Source organism: Microbacterium sp. C-MGS6, from assembly GCF_058140415.1.
Window position 1 is genome coordinate 213671 of the sequence record NZ_CM176934.1, and the last position, 16940, is coordinate 230610.

General features: G+C 71.4%; 13 protein-coding genes. 11 read left to right on the top strand and 2 right to left on the bottom strand.

Annotated features, from left to right (window positions below):
* The first annotated feature begins 7 nt into the window (after window positions 1–7).
* From AC3B5L_RS01010 to AC3B5L_RS01030, 5 genes are all read left to right on the top strand, one after another.
* Complete coding sequence (locus AC3B5L_RS01010) at window positions 8–1042, top strand: NAD-dependent epimerase/dehydratase family protein (RefSeq protein ID WP_490096090.1); 1035 nt, start codon at window positions 8–10, stop codon at window positions 1040–1042.
* A complete protein-coding gene (locus AC3B5L_RS01015; RefSeq protein ID WP_490096091.1) occupies window positions 1042–2127 on the top strand; it encodes a dihydrodipicolinate synthase family protein in 1086 nt (361 codons plus the stop codon). Before AC3B5L_RS01010 ends, AC3B5L_RS01015 begins: the two co-directional genes overlap by 1 nt.
* Window positions 2124–3137 carry a hydroxyacid dehydrogenase gene (locus tag AC3B5L_RS01020; protein ID WP_490096092.1) on the top strand — a complete coding sequence of 338 codons (1014 nt, stop codon included), beginning with the start codon at window positions 2124–2126 and terminating at the stop codon, window positions 3135–3137. The genes AC3B5L_RS01015 and AC3B5L_RS01020 overlap by 4 nt, the downstream gene beginning before the upstream one ends.
* Window positions 3134–4060 carry a GNAT family N-acetyltransferase gene (locus tag AC3B5L_RS01025; RefSeq protein ID WP_490096093.1) on the top strand — a complete coding sequence of 309 codons (927 nt, stop codon included), beginning with the start codon at window positions 3134–3136 and terminating at the stop codon, window positions 4058–4060. Before AC3B5L_RS01020 ends, AC3B5L_RS01025 begins: the two co-directional genes overlap by 4 nt.
* Window positions 4061–4164: 104 nt before the next feature.
* Window positions 4165–6318, top strand: coding sequence for a peptidase C14 (locus tag AC3B5L_RS01030; RefSeq protein ID WP_490096094.1), 2154 nt, complete (start codon window positions 4165–4167; stop codon window positions 6316–6318).
* Window positions 6319–6453: 135 nt separating this feature from the next.
* Here the strand turns inward: AC3B5L_RS01030 and AC3B5L_RS01035 are convergent, their stop codons facing one another.
* Window positions 6454–7296: an SDR family NAD(P)-dependent oxidoreductase gene (locus AC3B5L_RS01035; RefSeq protein WP_490096095.1), complete on the bottom strand. Its 843-nt coding sequence runs from the start codon at window positions 7294–7296 to the stop codon at window positions 6454–6456.
* A gap of 8 nt (window positions 7297–7304) precedes the next feature.
* Window positions 7305–7955, bottom strand: a complete 651-nt coding sequence (locus AC3B5L_RS01040) for a GntR family transcriptional regulator (protein ID WP_060922906.1) — start codon at window positions 7953–7955, stop codon at window positions 7305–7307.
* A 151-nt stretch (window positions 7956–8106) separates the two neighbouring features.
* Between AC3B5L_RS01040 and AC3B5L_RS01045 the strand changes: the two genes are divergently transcribed.
* The 6 genes from AC3B5L_RS01045 to AC3B5L_RS01070 all read left to right on the top strand — a co-directional run bounded on the left by AC3B5L_RS01045 (window position 8107) and on the right by AC3B5L_RS01070 (window position 16914).
* Window positions 8107–9468 (top strand): MFS transporter, encoded by a 1362-nt coding sequence (locus AC3B5L_RS01045; RefSeq protein WP_259951772.1) that lies wholly within the window; start codon window positions 8107–8109, stop codon window positions 9466–9468.
* Between the two features lie 132 nt (window positions 9469–9600).
* Window positions 9601–11136, top strand: a complete 1536-nt coding sequence (locus AC3B5L_RS01050; RefSeq protein WP_187662938.1) for an ABC transporter substrate-binding protein — start codon at window positions 9601–9603, stop codon at window positions 11134–11136.
* Between the two features lies 1 nt (window position 11137).
* A complete protein-coding gene (locus tag AC3B5L_RS01055) occupies window positions 11138–12100 on the top strand; it encodes an ABC transporter permease (protein WP_025104137.1) in 963 nt (320 codons plus the stop codon).
* A complete protein-coding gene (locus AC3B5L_RS01060; RefSeq protein ID WP_216353864.1) occupies window positions 12093–12941 on the top strand; it encodes an ABC transporter permease in 849 nt (282 codons plus the stop codon). The genes AC3B5L_RS01055 and AC3B5L_RS01060 overlap by 8 nt, the downstream gene beginning before the upstream one ends.
* The gene (locus AC3B5L_RS01065) at window positions 12938–14701 is read left to right on the top strand and encodes a dipeptide ABC transporter ATP-binding protein (RefSeq protein WP_490096096.1); all 1764 of its coding nucleotides are present in this window, start codon (window positions 12938–12940) and stop codon (window positions 14699–14701) included. Before AC3B5L_RS01060 ends, AC3B5L_RS01065 begins: the two co-directional genes overlap by 4 nt.
* Entirely contained in the window at window positions 14698–16914 is a 2217-nt protein-coding gene (locus tag AC3B5L_RS01070; protein ID WP_259962652.1) for a peptidase C14, read from the top strand. Before AC3B5L_RS01065 ends, AC3B5L_RS01070 begins: the two co-directional genes overlap by 4 nt.
* Window positions 16915–16940 lie beyond the last annotated feature (26 nt).

Consider the following 16940-nt stretch of genomic DNA (forward strand, 5'->3'; position numbering starts at 1 on the left):
CACCACCATGACGCAGTACGCATTCGCCTCCGAGGCCGAGCTCGAGGAGGCGCTCGCCACCCCGAGCGAGGGGCTCGTGGCCGACCTCGCTAAGGGCTCCGGAGACCTCGTGATCCTCGGCGCCGGCGGCAAGATGGGCCCGACCCTGGCGATGCTCGCCCGGCGCGGCCTGGACGCCGCCGGCCGCACCGACGACGCGGTGTACGCGGTCTCCCGCTTCGGCGACGCCGCCATCCGCGAGCGCCTGGAGGCCGCGGGGGTGCGCGTCGTGCCGTTCGACCTCATCGAGAACGACGACCTCTCCGGTCTCCCCGATGCCCCGAACGTGGTGTTCATGGTGGGCGCGAAGTTCGGCGCCGCGACCAACGCCTCCTGGGCCTGGGAGGTCAACGCGGCTCTGCCCGACCGCATCGCCCGCCGCTACCGCGACAGCGCGATCTCCGTGCTCTCCACCGGGAACGTGTACCCGTTCGTCCCCGCCTCCTCCGGCGGCGCCGACGAGGAGACCACGCCCGCGCCGATCGGCGAGTACGCGCAGTCCTGCCTCGGACGGGAGCGCGTGTTCGAGTTCGGGGCGCAGGAGCGCGGCACCAAGGTCGCGATCATCCGCCTGAACTACGCCGTCGACCTCCGCTACGGGGTGCTCGCCGACATCGGCAGCGCCGTGCACGCGGGGGAGCCGGTCTCGGTCGCCACCGCCAACGTCAACGTGATCTGGCAGGGCTACGCGAACGAGGTCGTGCTGCGGAGCCTCGTGCACGCCTCCACCGGCCCCTTCGTGATCAACCTCACGGGACCGGAGCTGCTCAGCGTCTCCTCGATCGCCCACCGTTTCGGCGCCCTGTTCGAGCGGGAGGTCGAGATCGTGGACGAGCCGATGCCGACCGCGCTGCTCAGCGACGCCCGGCGCTGCATGGCCCTGTTCGGCTACCCGTCCGTCTCCGCCGAGGAGCTCATCCGCATGCAGGCCGGCTGGATCCGCGACGGACTGCCGATGATCGCCAAGCCCACCAAGTGGGCCGTGCGGGACGGGAAGTTCTGATGACCGACGCCGCTGCGCACACGGCGACCGTGCCGTCGCTGCGCCCTGAGGCCGCTGCGACCCTGGCCCGCGGCGCCGTGATCCCGGCCCATCCGCTCGCCCTCACCGCCGAGCGCACGCTCGACGAGCGGCGGCAGCGGGCGCTGTCCCGCTACTACCTCGACGCCGGGGCCGGCGGCCTCGCCGTCGGCGTGCACACGACGCAGTTCGAGATCCGCGACCCGGAGCACGCGCTCTTCGAGCCGGTGCTCGCACTGGCCGCGCAGGAGATGGACGCCCGCGGCGACGCGACCCTCGTGCGCATCGCCGGAGTGGCGGGCGACACCGCGCAGGCGGTCGCCGAGGCGGAGCTCGCCCGCTCCCTCGGCTACGACGCCGTGCTGGTGAGTCCCCGCGTCGCGGGTGCGGACGAGCGTGCCCTGCTCGACCGCGCCCGCGCCGTCGGCGAGGTGCTGCCGCTGGTCGGCTTCTATCTGCAGACCGCGATCGGCGGGCCCGTGCTCGACCGCGAGTTCTGGCGGGAGTTCGCCGCGATCCCGTCCGTCGTCGCCGTGAAGGCGGCGCCCTTCGACCGCTATCGCACGCTGGAGCTCGTGCGCGGCGTGGCCGCCTCGGGACGCGCCGACGAGATCGCGCTGTACACCGGCAACGACGACGCGATCGTCGCCGACCTGCTCTCCGAGTTCCATGTCGACTCCCCGTCCGGGCGGCGCACCCTCCGGTTCGTCGGCGGGCTGCTGGGCCAGTGGGCCGTCGGCACGCATGCGGCCGTCGCGCTGCTGGAGCGTGTGCACCGAGCCCTCGCGGGAGACGCGGAGGCCTACCGGGAGGTGGGACGCCGTGCCTCGGACATGGTGGACGTGAATCAGGCCGTTTTCGATCCGGGCAACGACTTCCACGGGGTCATCGCCGGGGTGCACGAGATGCTCCGCCAGCAGGGCCTCCTCGAGGGCATCTGGTGCCTCGACCCGGCCGAGGGCCTCTCCCCGGGGCAGGCGGAGGAGATCGCCCGTGTCCGGCAGGCGTACCCGGAGCTCAACGACGACGCGTTCATCGCCGAGAACCTCGAGGCCTGGCTGCGATGACCGCCGCCACGAGCGCTCCGACCGTGGTCGCGGTCGTCTCCGCGGAGCTGTTCGCCGAGTTCTTCTCGCCCGAGGACGCGGCCCGGCTGGAGACTGTCGCGGCGCGGCTCGGCGGGACGTTCGCGCGGGTGGACCGGCTCGCGGATGCGGTGCTCGACGAGGCGCGCGTCGTGGTGACGAGCTGGGGCGTGAGTCCTTTCGACCACGCGGTGCTCGCCACGCTCCCGAAGCTCGAGCTCATCGCGCACACTGGGGCCACGATCAAGCCCTTCGCGACCGACGCGCTGTTCGACCGCGGCGTGCGGGTGACGCAGGCCGGGGCGGGGATGGCCCGGTCGGTGGCGGAGGTCTCGCTGACCTTCACGCTCGCCCTGCTGCACCGGGTGCCGGAGATGCACGACGCGCTGCGCGCCGGCGACGGCTGGTGGGACGCGGAGGCCGTCGGGGTGCAGCACGAGATCCTCGGCGCGCCCATCGCGGTCATCGGCGCCTCCCGGACCGGGCGGGCGTACCTCGACCTGCTCCGTGCCCTGGGCGCCGAACCGCTGCTCGTCGACCCCACGCTCGACGCGGCCGAGGCGTCGTCCCTCGGGGCGGAGCTCGTGACGCTCGACGAGGCGCTCCGCCGTGCGCAGATCGTCGCCGTGCACGCCCCGACTTTGCCGGAGACGCATCACCTCCTCGGAGCGCGTGAGCTCGCGCTGATGCCGGACGGTGCGGGCCTGGTCAACACGGCGCGTTCCTGGCTGGTCGACGAGGCCGCCCTGCTCGCCGAACTGCGCCGTGGCCGGTTGAGTGCCGCGATCGACGTGTTCGACGAGGAGCCGCTGTCCGCGGAGAGTCCCTTCCGCTCGGCGCCGCGCGTGCTGCTCACCCCGCACCGCGCGGCCGGGACCAGGGAGGGCCGGCTGCGGCAGGGACGGATCGTCGCCGACGAGCTCGACGCCTTCGCCGCGGGGCGGCCGCTCGAACACGCCGTCGACCGCGCCCAGCTCTCCTCGATGGCATGAGCGCCGTGGTCGTGCGGTCGGCGCGTGCGGAGGACCAGCCCGCCCTCGCGGCACTGTGGGCGGCCGCCTTCACGCCGCCCCTCGCGCCGGACCAGTGGCTCGTGGACGACGAGAGGCTGAGCCACACGCTCGTCGCGGAAGACGACGAGGGCGTGTGCGGGTCGATCTACGGACTGCCGAAGCGCCTGCGGGAGTCGGACGGCGGGGTGGCGCGGGTGCACGCGATCGGCAGCGTCGCGGTCGCCGAGCGGGCTCGCGGTCGGGGACTGGCCCGCCGGCTCGTGGCCGCCACCCTCGACGCCGCCGGCGACGCCGACTGGGCCCTGCTGTTCACCGGAACCCCCGAGGTGTACCGGTCGAGCGGCTTCACGACCTTCTCGATGCCCCGCACGATGTCCGGGCCGTGGGCGGCGTCGGCGACGGCCGTGGAGCCCGCCTCGGTCGCGCAAGGGTCCGTGGGACTCGGTGTCCTCGGCCCGCTGCGCGAGGTCTACGAGCGCTCCCGCACCGGTGGGGTCGTGCTCGCCCCGGTGCGCGGCGACCGCGACTGGACGATGGCGGAGGTGCGGCTGCGGGGCGCGACGCTGTACCGGCTTGCGGAGGCGGAGGCGACGGTCGGCTACGCGGTGGCGGAGGTGCGCGACGGCGTCGGGCTGCTGCACGAGAGCGCGACCGATCCCGCCGTGGCCGATCCGGACGCGGGGCGTCGCGCGGTGCTGGAGGCCGTGGCCGCGGACTGGGCCGCGGCGGGCGTCCGCACCTGCGAGCTGGCCGTCCCCGCGCTCGCCGCAGAGGAGCGCGCCGTCCGCGCGTTCGCTCCGGCGGCCGTGTGGCAGGACGACCGCACCGGGATGATCCGCCCGCTGCGCCGCGAGGCCCGGGTGGACGGCATCCGCCACTTCACGGCGGGCGACTACTTCTGAGCATCCGCTCGGAGAGCGCTGGGGATCGGGGACTGATCGGTGACCGCGATCCGGCCGAGGGCCGGACGCCTGACCGCGGCGAGGACGCCGCAAGGAGGATGAGCATGACCCAGCTGGACACCACCACCGAGACCGCGGCGATGCGCAGTCGACGGATGCTGCTCGCCGGTTTCGGCGCCGCCGCCCTGGGCGGGGTCGCCGCGATCGGCGCGCCCGCCGCCGCCCAGGCCGCGGGACCCGCCGTGCCGCAGGAGTCGTCGGGCTCGAAGAACGTCGCGCATGGAGGCGTCGCCACCGCCCTCGCGACGCGCAAGGGCAAGGACGGCGACCTCGTGCGCACGAGCGGCTACGCGACCCCCGGAGACGGCGGCGACGGGCTCTACCGCTTCGTGAAGAAGGACGCCCCCGCGGCCAACGGCGGCACGGTGCTCGCGGGTCCCAAGGGCGGCGCCTGGGTGCTCGTGCACGACGGCACGGTCGACTTCCGGAAGTTCGGCATCATGGACGCCTCGGCGCCCGCGGACGACGCGCTCGACGCGATGGTGGGCGACGCCCGGGTGCGGCGCGTGGAGGCGCACACCGACCTCAACTTCGTGCGTCGTCATAAGTTCTCCCGGTCGAACATCGCCTTCGACTTCGGGCACCACCTCATGACGACCGAGGGCATCGAGAACGCCGGGAAGGACGACCCCTTCGCGGCCGTCATGTTCTTCCGCGGCGAGGTGACCGACGCGGTGCAGGAGGCGAAGCTCGGTGAGGACGTGCCCGACCTCGCCGACATCTTCCCCGTCGCCGACTCGTCGTTCTTCGCGGTCGGGGAGTGGTACGCCGCCGAGGTCAACGCGCTGTCTGGTCGCTGGGAGCGCGAGCTGCAGCGGCTGGTCCAGGTGACCCAGATCGTCGACGGTCGGCACATCCGCGTGAACTACAAGAACGGCTGGCCGCTCGGCAAGGACCGCACGATGACGTGGCGGCACGTGAAGCCGGTGCAGGACGTGACGGTGTCCAACCTGAAGTTCCTCGGCAAGGGGACGGACGAGTACACGGGGTCGCACCCGCTGGCCTTCGAGTACGCGGTGCGCTGCGACGTGGACCACATCGACGGCACGGCGACCTTCTGGCCGCTGATCCAGCGCCGGTGGAACACGTACTTCACCACGGAGAGCTGCACCCTGAAGAACCCGACCTCCGTCACGTGGGGTGGCGCCGGCTACCTGACGCAGCAGATCTACTGCCTGTACGGATACGTCGCCAACTGCCACACCGCCAACGCCCGGCACCTCAACGACTTCACCGCGAGCGCCTACTGCCTCGTGGAGAACTGCCACGGCGACGGCGACGACCAGGGTCCGTTCGTCACGCACGGCCAGTACGAGCACGACCTCACCTACACGGGCAACTCCGGTCTCATGACGTTCGCGAACTCCGGGGCGGCGTGGGGATCGGCGGCCAAGCGCATCACCGTCCGCAAGCACGTGTGCTCGTGGTTCGTCGCGCGGGTGCGCATCACCGACCTGACGCTGGAGGACGTGCAGGTGATCGGCAAGCCCTCGCTCTCGGGCTCCGGGATGCTGTGGATCAACGCGGACGGTGCGCAGCTGCGCGGCTGCACCGCCTCGGACACGCTCATCATCACCCAGGCCTCCGACAACTCCGCCCGGCCGACCGTGATCGCCGACTCGCACTTCACGTTCGTCGCTCCCGGCGAGCTCACCAACGCGACGGTGAAGACGCCCGTGACCTTCGTCGATACCGTGCTCGACCGGGTGGGCGGCATGAAGATCAACGGGCCGGGTGCGGTCACCTTCCGTGGCTCGACCCTCACCGCGCCGGACGACGCCGCCCCCATCTCCTCGGCGACGGCGAAGCTGCGCATCGAAGGCTCGACGCTCCGCAACGCCCGCATCGCGGCGACCTCGAAGGACCGTCAGGCCGTCGAGATCGCGGGATCCGAGGTGTCGGCGAAGGGCGGGACGACGGTATCGCGGTCGGGTGCGGGCGAGCTGCACCTGACGCTCGCCGACAGCACGTTCCGGGCCGAGGGGTCGACCACGCACGTCGCCGTGACGAGCGGCGCGACCCATTACCGCGCGGTCGGCAACCGGTTCGAGGGCGGCGCCCTGGAGCTCCGCGACGACGCGTTCGGGGCCGGCTCGACGCTGCTGCACACCGGCAACGTGGAGGCCGGCGTCACCCGCACGGCGTTCCCCGGCGAGGGCGACCGCGTCGTCGACACCGCCAACCTCGTCGTCGGCTGACCCGCCGGGCACGACTTCGGAGCTGCGGCGCGACCCGCCGCCTCCCCGGCCCCGCCTACGGCGTGTCGTCGGGGATCTCCGAAGTCGTGCCCGGGCGGTGCCGGGGGCTGTCCGGGTTCAGCGGGACTGACCTCCTCAGGCCTCGGACACACCCACGAGCTCGGCGCTGCGCTGCCAGAGGGCCTCGGCGAGAGCGGGATTGTTCACCTGCGGGTTCACGCGGGTGCTGAGGACGCGCTCGTCGTAGTAGCCGCCGGAGATCCAGGTCTCGCCGGGCGTGCCCTCCAGGAACCAGCGCAGCGTCGCGCCGCCGCGGTCGCTGCCGATGAGGACGAGGCGGCGCAGCGGGGTGCGGTAGACGAGGCGCATGATGCTCGACGACTCGGCGGCGAAGTTCGTCGCCACGGTGCCGGGGTGGAAGGCCACGGCGCTGAGCCTCTGCGCATGGAACTTCCCGTGCAGGCTCTTCGCCATCAGGACGTTGGCGAGCTTGGCGTCGCCATACGCCTTGTTCGGGGAGTACCGGCGGGTGTTGTCGAGATCGTCGACGTCGAGATGCCCGAAGAGGCGATGGGCGACGCTGGAGGTGTTCACGACCGCGCCGCGGGCGGCGAGGAGCTGCGGGAGCAGGAGGTTCGTCAGCAGGAACGGGGCGAGGTGGTTCACCTGCATGGTCTTCTCGTGCCCGTCGACCGTGGGGGTGCGGTCGCCGAAGATGCCGCCGGCGTTGTTGGCCAGCATATCGATGCCCGCCGCTCCCACGGCCTCCGCGAGCTGCGCGGCGAGCGCACGCACGTCGTCGAGGCGCGCGAAGTCCGCGGTGAACCACTCCGCGCCGGTCTCCTCCGCCACGGCCCGCATCTTGTCGGGCGAGCGGCCCACGAGGAGCAGGCGGTGCGGGGACCCGGCGAGCTGGCGGGCGGCGGCGGCGCCGATCCCGTCCGACGCTCCGGTCAGCACGATGGTGCGTGCGGCCACGGCGGCGCTCACTCGGCCGACGGCGTGATGCGGCGGACGGCCCTGGTCACGTGCTCGGCGATCACCGCGCGCGCCTGCTCCGGATCGCCGGTCGCGATGGCGTCGACGATCTGCTGGTGGCTGCGCACGTGCTCCTCCTGCTCGGCGGGGTCGAGGGCGGAGTTGGCCGCCTGGATGAACCCGGCGATGCGGCCGCGGAGCTGGGCGCTGAGCTCGTCGAGGAACCGGTGCTCGGCGAGGTCGGCGAGGGTCTCGTGGAAGAGGCGGTCCTGGCGCAGGACCTCGGCCACATCGCCCGGAGCCGCAGCCGCCATCGCCTGGATGATGGCTTCCAGCCGCGCCGCCGACTCGTCGTTCCACCGCTCCTGCACCCGGATCGCCATGAACTGCTCCAACACGATCCGCAGGCTCGAGATCTCCTCCAGGTCCTGCGCGCTGAGCTGGGCGACGCGGGCGCCGCGGCGGGGCTCGCGGGTGATGAGGCGCTCCTCGGCGAGCCGGGTCAGGGCCTCGCGCACGGGGATGTGGCTGACGCCGAGACGGTCGGCGAGCTTGCGCTCCACGAGGCGCTCGCCCGGGGCGAGCTCTCCGGAGTGGATCGCCGCCCGGAGCTCGTCCGTGACCTGCTCGGCGATGTTCTGATCCGACACGCTGCGCATCCGGGGCCCTTCTCGATCTCGCGCGGCCCGGTGCTCGTCGAGCGGGGCTCCTTCGCTCGGTCGATGCTATGGCATGAGTCCGGGACTGGACAGGAGCCGCGCGGTGCTAGATGCTATAGCAAAACCCGAAAACGATGACGAAGGAGTTGTCATGTCCGGCAGAGAGACGCTCGCGCAGGCGCGCGCCGCGGAGGACGCGGTGGGAGCCGCCGCCATGAAGAAGGCGATCTGGAGGCTGGGTCCGTTCCTCGGACTGCTCTACCTCGTCGCCTACATCGACCGGAACAACGCGGGCTTCGCGAAGCTGGAGATGACCGCCGCCCTCCAGATCACTGAGGCCGCCTTCGGCTTCGCGGCGGGCATCTTCTTCATCGGCTACCTGCTGTTCGAGGTGCCGAGCAACCTGCTGCTGGAGAAGTTCGGCGCCCGCAAGTGGATCGCGCGCATCATGATCTCGTGGGGCATCGTCGCCGCGCTGACCGCCTTCGTGCAGGACGCGACGCAGTTCGCGATCGCGCGCTTCATCCTCGGGATCGCGGAGGCCGGATTCTTCCCCGGCGTGCTGCTCTACCTCACGCTGTGGTTCCCGCGGCAGTACCGCACGCAGGTGCTCGCCGTCTTCGTGCTCTCGAACCCGATCGCCAACGCGGTCGCCGCGCCGCTGTCCGGCTGGATGCTGGAGCTGCACGGGCTGTGGGGGCTCGAGGGCTGGCAGCTCGTCTTCCTGCTGCAGGGCGTCCCGGCCGTGCTCCTCGCGTTCGTCGTGTTCTTCTGGCTCCCCGACCGCCCCCAGGACGCGCGCTGGCTGAACCCCGCCGAGCAGCGCTGGATCACCGACACGCTCGCCGCCGAGACCCAGGCGACCGAGCAGCGGCACGGACGTCTTCGTCTCGGCGAGGTCTTCCGCAACGGGCGCCTCTGGACGCTCATCGTGCTCTTCTTCGGTGTCGTGTTCGGTGCGTACGGGCTGGGGATGTGGCTGCCGACCATCGTGAAGAGCATGGGCGACTTCTCGAACTCCACCACGGGGTGGCTCGTGGCGCTGCCGAACCTGTGCGCGGCCCTCGTGATGCTGCCGTGGGAGCGCGCCGCCCGGAAGCAGGGCAACATCCCGCTGCAGATCGGCATCACGCTCAGCATCACCGCCCTCTCGCTCATCGCAGCGGTCGCGGCGCAGGGCACGCCGGTGCTCGCGCTCGCAGCGCTGTGCGTCGGGATGTCGGCGCTCTTCTCGACCACCCCGCTGTTCTGGAGCCTGCCGCCCATGGTGCTCACCGGCACGGCGGCCGCGGCCGGCCTCGCCTTCATCAACTCGGTCGGCAACCTCGCCGGCTTCGCGGGACCCTACGCGATCGGCTGGATCAGCGAGACCACGGGGTCGGCGGTGTGGGGCCTGCTCCTCATCTCGGGGCTCACGCTGCTCGGGGCGACGATCGCCTTCGTGCTCAGCCGCCGCACGGACTTCACGACGGCGCCCGACCTCGCCGTCGAGGCGTCCACGGCCCGGCGATGACCGGGCCGGGTCGGCGGTCGTGACGAGAACGTGACCCCGCCGGCCCGGTTCGCTCTAGACGCCTCTCCGCTTTTGCTACATGCTATAGCGCAACACCCTTACCCGAAGCACCACCCGACCTTGGAGGCACCCATGTCGCGTCGTCGTGTTCGGCTCGGCGGAGCAGCAGTGCTGCTGACCGCCGCGCTCATCACCGCTGGTTGCAGCACCTCATCCACCCCCGACGGCCAGGCGCAGGAGGGCGGCACGCTCACCGTCGCCGCCGCGCAGGGCATCCCGCAGCTCAATCCCGCCATCCGTACGTTCGCGTGGGAGGAGGTGCTGTTCCCGCTGCTGTGGAACGGCCTCACCACGACCGACGAGTCCGGCGAGGTCGTCGGCGATCTCGCCGAGAGCTGGGAGGCCTCCGATGACCAGAAGACCTGGACGTTCACCCTCCGCGACGGCGTGACGTTCTCGAACGGTGAGGACTTCACCGCCGACGACGCCGTGGCCGCCTTCGACTACTACCTCGACCCGGAGACGGCGACGCAGGAGAAGAACAAGATCTCGATGGTCACCGACGTCGCCGCGCCGGACGAGAAGACCGTCGTGGTGACGCTGTCCGAGCCCATCGCGACCTTCCCCGCGGGCATCGTCTGGGTGAAGATGATCGACGTCGACGCGCTCGACACGATCGACAAGGAGCCCATCGGCACCGGGCCGTACGTCGTGGACGCCTTCACGCCCGACGACAGCCTCACCCTCGTCCCCAACCCGGAGTACTTCGGCGAGGCGCCGGCGCTCGACGAGATCACGATCGTGAAGGCCGCCGAGTCCACCGCCGCCGTCACCGGCCTCCGCTCCGGCGACATCGACGTGCTGTGGTCGGTGCCGCAGGGGGATGTGGCGGGTCTGGAGGGCGGCGACATCGCCCTGGTGAAGCCCGAGAACCCGAGCCAGTGGCCCTCGTGGGAGATCGACACGACCTCGCCGCCCTTCGACGACGTGCGCGCCCGGCAGGCCCTGGCCTACGCGATCGACCGCGAGGCCATCCTCGACGCCGCCTACTACGGCCAGGGCACGGTCTCGCCGACGAACAACGCGCTCGGCGAGGTGAACCCGTGGTTCGGGGGCGAGCTGACCGACTACTCCTACGACCTGGACAAGGCGAAGGAGCTGTTCGCCGAGGCCGGGGTGACCGAGGGCAGCACGCTCACCTGGTGGGGCGTGGCCGGACAGTACCCGGAGTGGAACACGAGCGGCGAGATCCTGCAGGCGAGCCTCAAGGAGATCGGCATCACGCTGAAGATCGACAACAACGACATCGGCACCTGGGTCGACGCGTTCTACCCCGCGGGCAAGAGCTATCCCGGGTACATCGTGCCGAACTTCCAGTCCACCCCGCCCGAGCCGGCCTACTCGCTGAACTTCTACCTGGAGGGGCGGTGCGAGTGCAACTGGGTCGACCCCGACTTCCAGACGGCGTTCGCCGACGCCGTCGCCGAGCCGGACGAGACCGCGCGGGCCGAGAAGTGGGGCACGGTGCAGACCATCATCAACGAGCAGGTGCCGCTCATCGTGCCGCTGCAGTCGACGGTCGTCACCGCCACCAGCACGGCGGTCGACGGTGTGTGGGTCGAGGGCGGCGGACAGCTGCACCTCGAGGGCGCGCAGCTGAAGGGCTGACGTGGTCCTCTCCGTCCTCCGGCGGGTGGCGATCAGCATCGCGATGCTGATCGCCACCTCGCTCCTCGTCTTCGTCGTGCTCCGGCTGCTGCCGGGCGACCCCGTCATCACCCGCCTCGGCTCGACGCCGGGCGTGGATGCCGAGACCATCGCCCGGCTCCGGGAGGAGGCCGGCCTCGACGCCCCCGTCATCGAGCAGTACCTGCGGTGGATCGGCGGCGTCTTCACGGGCGACTTCGGTCAGTCCTACTTCAACCAGTACTCGGTGACGGAGCTCATCGCGCAGCGCCTGCCCGCGACGCTGGAGCTCACGCTCATCGGGGTGCTGCTGGCCGTGCTCATCGCCACCCCGGCTGCCGTGTTCGCCTCACTGCGTCCGCTCGGCGTGGTCGACAGGGTGCTCACCGCGATCTCGACCGCGGGCATGGCCCTTCCGCAGTTCCTCATCGGCATCGTGCTCATCGTCGTGTTCGCCGTGCAGCTCAAGGTGCTGCCGGCCCGCGGCTACACGCCGTTCGCGGAGGACCCAGCCGAGAACCTCGTGCGCATGATCCTCCCCGGCCTCACCCTCGCCTTCGCGGCGGCGCCGCTGCTCATGCGGTTCCTCCGGGCCTCGATGGTCGAGGTGCTGGACGCCCCCTACATCCGCACCGCGAAGGGCAAGGGACAGTCGGCGAGTGGCGTGGTGCTCGGCCACGCGCTCCGCAACGCCCTGATCCCCGGACTCACCATGCTCGGCCTGATCGTCGGCTACACCCTGGGCGGCGTGGTGATCGTGGAGTACGTGTTCGGCGTCCCCGGACTCGGCTCGCTCGCGATCGACGCGGTCTTCAAGCGGGACTACGCGGTGCTGCAGTCGGTCGTGCTGCTGATCTCCGCGATGTTCATCCTCACCACGCTCATCGTCGACCTCCTCTACGGGGTGCTCGATCCGCGTCTTCGTGCAAGGAGCAGCCGTGGCTGACACCCTCACCCTCGCGCTGCGCTCCGCGCGTCCCCGCCGACGGGTCGCCGTCGCCTCCTGGATCCCGCTGGGGCTGCTGGCGATCATCGTCCTCGCCTGCGTGCTCGCCCCGCTCCTGGCCCCGTACGACCCCGCGGCCCAGTCGTCCGACCGGTTCGCCGGTCCCTCGGCCGCGCACCTCTTCGGGACCGACGAGCTGGGCCGCGACCTCTTCAGCCGCGTGCTCTACGGCGGCCAGCTCACCGTGTTCATCGCCGGGGGCGCGACGCTCGTGGCCATGGTCCTCGGGATCGCCTGGGGTATGGCGGCGGCGTTCGGACGCGGCTGGGTCGATGAGATCCTCATGCGTCTCGCCGACACGGTCATGGCGATCCCGCAGATCCTGTTCGCGCTCGTCTTCATCTCCGCGTTCGGCGCCGACCCCGTCAAGCTCGCCGTCATCATCGGGGTGCTCCTCACGCCGACCACCGCGCGGCTCGTGCGGTCGTCGGTGCTCAGCGAACTGCAGGAGGACTACTTCACGGCCGCTGTGGCGTTCGGCTCGACCCGGCGCCGTCTGCTCTTCGCCGAGGTGCTGCCGAACGCCAAGGGGCCGATCGTCGTGCAGGCGGCCATCAACGCCGCCAACGCGATCCTCCTGGAGGCGTCGATGAGCTTCGTCGGGCTCGGCATCGCGCCGCCCGAGGCCACCTGGGGCACGCTCGTGCAGCAGGGCTACCAGAAGATGTACCAGTCCATCGGGTACGTGCTGTTCCCCGCCCTGTTCATCTTCGTCACCATCTGGCTGCTCAACGTGCTCGCCGACCAGTTCGGCGGCGATCGGAAGGGGAGGGGCCGATGACCGACCTCACGCCCGTCCTGCAGGTGCAGGATCTCACCGTCTCCTACGGCGACGTCATGCCCGTCCAGGGCATCACGTTCGCGGTGCGGCCCGGTGAGCGCATCGGCCTCGTCGGCGAATCCGGCTCCGGCAAGTCGCTCACGGCGCTGTCGATCATGCGGCTGAACGACGGGGCGACCCTCGGCGGCAGCATCCGGCTGCGCGACCGCGAACTGCTCACGCTGAGCCCGCGGGAGATGACCCGCGTGCGCGGAGGCGAGATCGCGATGGTCTATCAGGACCCGATGTCGTCGCTGAACCCGGTCCGCACGATCGGGCACCAGCTCGTGGAGGCGATCCGGCTGCACGACCGGGTCTCGGCGGCGGCCGCCCGCGCGCGGGCCGTCGAGCTGCTGACCGAGGTCGGGGTGCCGCTGCCCGAGGAGCGTCTGGGCCAGTACCCGCACGAGTTCTCCGGCGGGATGCGGCAGCGCGTCATGATCGCGATGGCCATGTCCTCCCGGCCCGCCGTGCTCATCGCGGACGAGCCGACCACGGCCCTCGACGTGACGACGCAGTCCCGGATCATCGACCTCCTCGATCGGCTCGCGGAGGACCACGGGACCGCGGTCGTGCTCATCACGCACGACCTCGGCGTCGCCGCTGGGTTCTGCGAGCGCATCCACGTGATGCGGCACGGGCGCGTGGTCGAGGAGGGGCCGGTCGACCGCATCTACACGGCCCCGGAGCATCCGTACACGCAGGCGCTGCTCGGCGCGGTCGTCGACCTCACGGTGGACGTGCAGCAGCCCATCCGCACCGCCGCGGAGGTGCTCGAACGCGGGACGGAGCCGCTCGCCGAGGCCGGGTCGATCAGCGCCGTGGATCGGGCGCGGGAGTCCAGCGACGTGCTGGTGGACGTGCAGGGCGTCTCGAAGGTGTTCACGCTCGGCTCCGGGCGTCGGGTGACCGCGGTCGACGACGTGTCGTTCCAGATCCGGCGCGGCGAGACGGTCGGGCTCGTCGGCGAGTCGGGCTCCGGCAAGTCGACCGTGTCGAAGGCCGTGCTCGCGCTCGGCGGCATCGACGGAGGCACGGTCGTCTTCGACGGGCAGCGCCCGCACGACCTCCGCGGCGAGGAGCTGCGGCGGCTGCGCAAGCGCATGCAGATGGTGTTCCAGGACCCGTTCTCGGCCCTGAACCGGCGGCAGACCGTCGCGCAGATCATCGAGGCGCCACTGCGCGCCCACGGCATCGGCACCCGGGCCTCCCGCGCCGAGAAGGTGCGCGAGACCATGCACCGCGTGCGTCTGGACGAGGAGTTCGCGCACCGGCTGCCGCGCTCGATGTCCGGCGGGCAGTGCCAGCGCGTGTCCATCGCCCGGTCGCTCGTGCTGGAGCCGGAGTTCCTCGTGCTCGACGAATCGGTGTCGGCGCTCGACGTGTCGATCCAGGCGCAGGTGCTCAACCTGCTCCGGGAGCTGCAGACGGAGCTCGGCCTCACCTACCTCTTCATCAGCCACGACCTGGCGGTGATCCGGTACATGTCCTCGACGGTCGCCGTGATGCAGCAGGGCCGCATCGTCGAGATCGGGGCGCGCGACGCGCTCTTCGCGAACCCGCAGCACGAGTACACGCGCGGGCTCATGGCGGCGATCCCCATCGCCGACCCGGTCCTCGAGCGCCGACGGCGCGCGGAGGCCGCGGCGCTCTGGCAGGCCCAGGGCGGGCAGACGGGCGCGGTCCCTGCCGCGCTCGCAGGACGAGGAGGACGACGATGATCACCATGGATCAGGAGACGGGGCCCTCGACGGACGCCGCGGGCGCCGGCGCGGCGGTGCGGTCGACCGGCCGCCGCGCGCTCATGGCCGGGCTCGGCGCGGTCGCGCTCGGCACGGCGGGCGTTCTCGCGAGCACCGCACCGGCGCAGGCCGCGCCGGTCGCCGCCGGCGCCAAGGACGTCACGCGAGCGGAGTCCGTCGCCGACCTGGCCCGTCTCCGCGCCCGCGACGGCGAGGTGGCGGTCGTCGCCGGGTACCGGAAGCCCGGCGACGCCGGACTGCTCGTGTACGTGGGCAGCGAGAACGCGAAGACCAAGGTCAACGGCGGCACCGTGATCGCGGGGAAGCACGACACCCGGTGGGTGCTGCAGCACGACGGCACCGTCGACTTCCGGGTCTTCGGTATTACAGGACCGGAGAAGCCGGCCGACGATGCGCTCGCGGCGATGGTGAACGATCCCCGCATCCGCCGGATCGAGGCGAGCACCGACCTCCTGTTCCGGCGTCGGCATCGCTTCACCCGGTCGTACGTCGAGATCGACTTCGGCGGACACGTCATCACGACGGACGGCATCGAGAAGAACACCCACGACAACCCGTTCGGTGCCGTGATGTTCTTCACCGGAGTGCCGAAGGACGTCACGGTCGAGCACGCGCTGGCCGAGGCCTGGCCGGAGTTGACCGACGCGGTCGCCGTGCCGGACGCGTCCCGGTTCCCCGTGGACTCGTGGTGGGCGGTGCAGTGCGACCCCGTCGCCGGAGGAGGGGCTGATGAGCGCGAGCTGCAGCGGTTCGTGCAGGTGACGCAGCAGATCGACGGCACCCACATCCGCATCGATTACCTCAACGGCTGGCCGCTCGACACGGGGCGGAAGCTCATCTGGCGGCAGATGGCACCGGTCGCGGGCGTGCGGATCGCGAACATGCGGTTCCTCGGTGCCGGTCCCTTCGACGGTCCCACCGACGGCTCCTTCCCCGACTCTCGCGAGCTCACCGGCTCCCACCCGATCGCCTTCGAGTACGCGATCCACTGCGACGTCGCCGACGTGCACGCGAGCCGCACCTGGTGGCCCGTGATCATGCGGCGCTGGAACACGCACTTCACGACGGAGCGCTGCTCGGTCGAGAACCCGCCGACCGTGTTCTACGGCGGTGCGGGGTACCTGACGCAGCAGATCTACAGCCTCTACGGCCGGGTGAGCGACTGCACGTCGTCGAACGCCCGGCACCTGAACGACCTCACCGCCAGCGCCTACTGCCTCGTCGAGAACTGTCATGGCGACGGCGACGACCAGGGCGGCAATCCCTTCACCACGCACGGCCAGTACGAGCACGACCTCACCTTCATCGGCAACTCGGGGCTGATGGACATCGCCAACTCCGGCGCGCAGTGGGGCACGGCCGCCAAGCGCGTCACGGTGCGCGATCACGTCTGCTCCTGGTTCGTCGCCGGGACGAAGATCAGCGATCTGACGCTGGAGAACGTGCGCGTCATCGGCCGCTCGACCTTCGATCCGCAGGCGACCATGACCATCAACGCCGACGGTGCGCAGGTGCGCGGGTGCACCGCGGGACTTCTGGCGATCGGACAGCGGTCGCAGCGCTCATCGCGGCCGACCGTCATCCAGGACTCCACCTTTGCGCTGCCCAAGGATCAGGTGCTCGTGCAGACCCCGGTCACGGCTCCCGTCCGCTTCGTGGACTGCACGATCACCGGGATCGACGGGGTCAAGGCGCGCGGGTCTGGGCCGGTCGAGTTCGTGGACTGTCGTCTCAGCGGCCCGGCGGCCGGCGCCCCGTTCGAGGTCGGCGCATCGAAGGTGACGATCCGCGGCGGATCCGTGCGCGACGTGCGCCTGACCGCGACAGCGGTGCGGGATCAGCTCATCGCTCTGGACGGGGTAGAGCTGTCCACGGAGCGCGCGGACGGCGCTCTGCTCAGCAGGGCCGCAGGCGCCGGCGTCGTCACCTGGCGGGTGAGCGGGGTGACCTCGACGGTGCCGAAGGGCGCTGCCCACCTCGACATCGGCGCGGGCGTCAATCACGCCCGCGTCACCGGCAGCCAGTTCGTCGGCGGACGACTGCGGCTGGCGAACGGTTTCGCCGAGCCGTCGACGCTGCTCTACAGCGACACCGTCGAGCGCGGCGTCGAGACCGCACTGCCGGAGGCCGGACCGCGCGTCGTCATCGCCGACGTGCTGACGAGCGCGTGACGGACGGCATCATGGACATCAGGGAG

What these genes read in the sequence shown, in the direction of transcription:
- AC3B5L_RS01010 (WP_490096090.1), top strand. Translation starts at nt 8, where the DNA reads ATGACGCAGTACGCATTCGCCTCCGAGGCCGAGCTCGAGGAGGCGCTC.
- AC3B5L_RS01015 (WP_490096091.1), top strand. Translation starts at nt 1,042, where the DNA reads ATGACCGACGCCGCTGCGCACACGGCGACCGTGCCGTCGCTGCGCCCT.
- AC3B5L_RS01020 (WP_490096092.1), top strand. Translation starts at nt 2,124, where the DNA reads ATGACCGCCGCCACGAGCGCTCCGACCGTGGTCGCGGTCGTCTCCGCG.
- AC3B5L_RS01025 (WP_490096093.1), top strand. Translation starts at nt 3,134, where the DNA reads ATGAGCGCCGTGGTCGTGCGGTCGGCGCGTGCGGAGGACCAGCCCGCC.
- AC3B5L_RS01030 (WP_490096094.1), top strand. Translation starts at nt 4,165, where the DNA reads ATGACCCAGCTGGACACCACCACCGAGACCGCGGCGATGCGCAGTCGA.
- AC3B5L_RS01040 (WP_060922906.1), bottom strand. Translation starts at nt 7,955, where the DNA reads ATGCGCAGCGTGTCGGATCAGAACATCGCCGAGCAGGTCACGGACGAG.
- AC3B5L_RS01045 (WP_259951772.1), top strand. Translation starts at nt 8,107, where the DNA reads ATGTCCGGCAGAGAGACGCTCGCGCAGGCGCGCGCCGCGGAGGACGCG.
- AC3B5L_RS01050 (WP_187662938.1), top strand. Translation starts at nt 9,601, where the DNA reads ATGTCGCGTCGTCGTGTTCGGCTCGGCGGAGCAGCAGTGCTGCTGACC.
- AC3B5L_RS01065 (WP_490096096.1), top strand. Translation starts at nt 12,938, where the DNA reads ATGACCGACCTCACGCCCGTCCTGCAGGTGCAGGATCTCACCGTCTCC.
- AC3B5L_RS01070 (WP_259962652.1), top strand. Translation starts at nt 14,698, where the DNA reads ATGATCACCATGGATCAGGAGACGGGGCCCTCGACGGACGCCGCGGGC.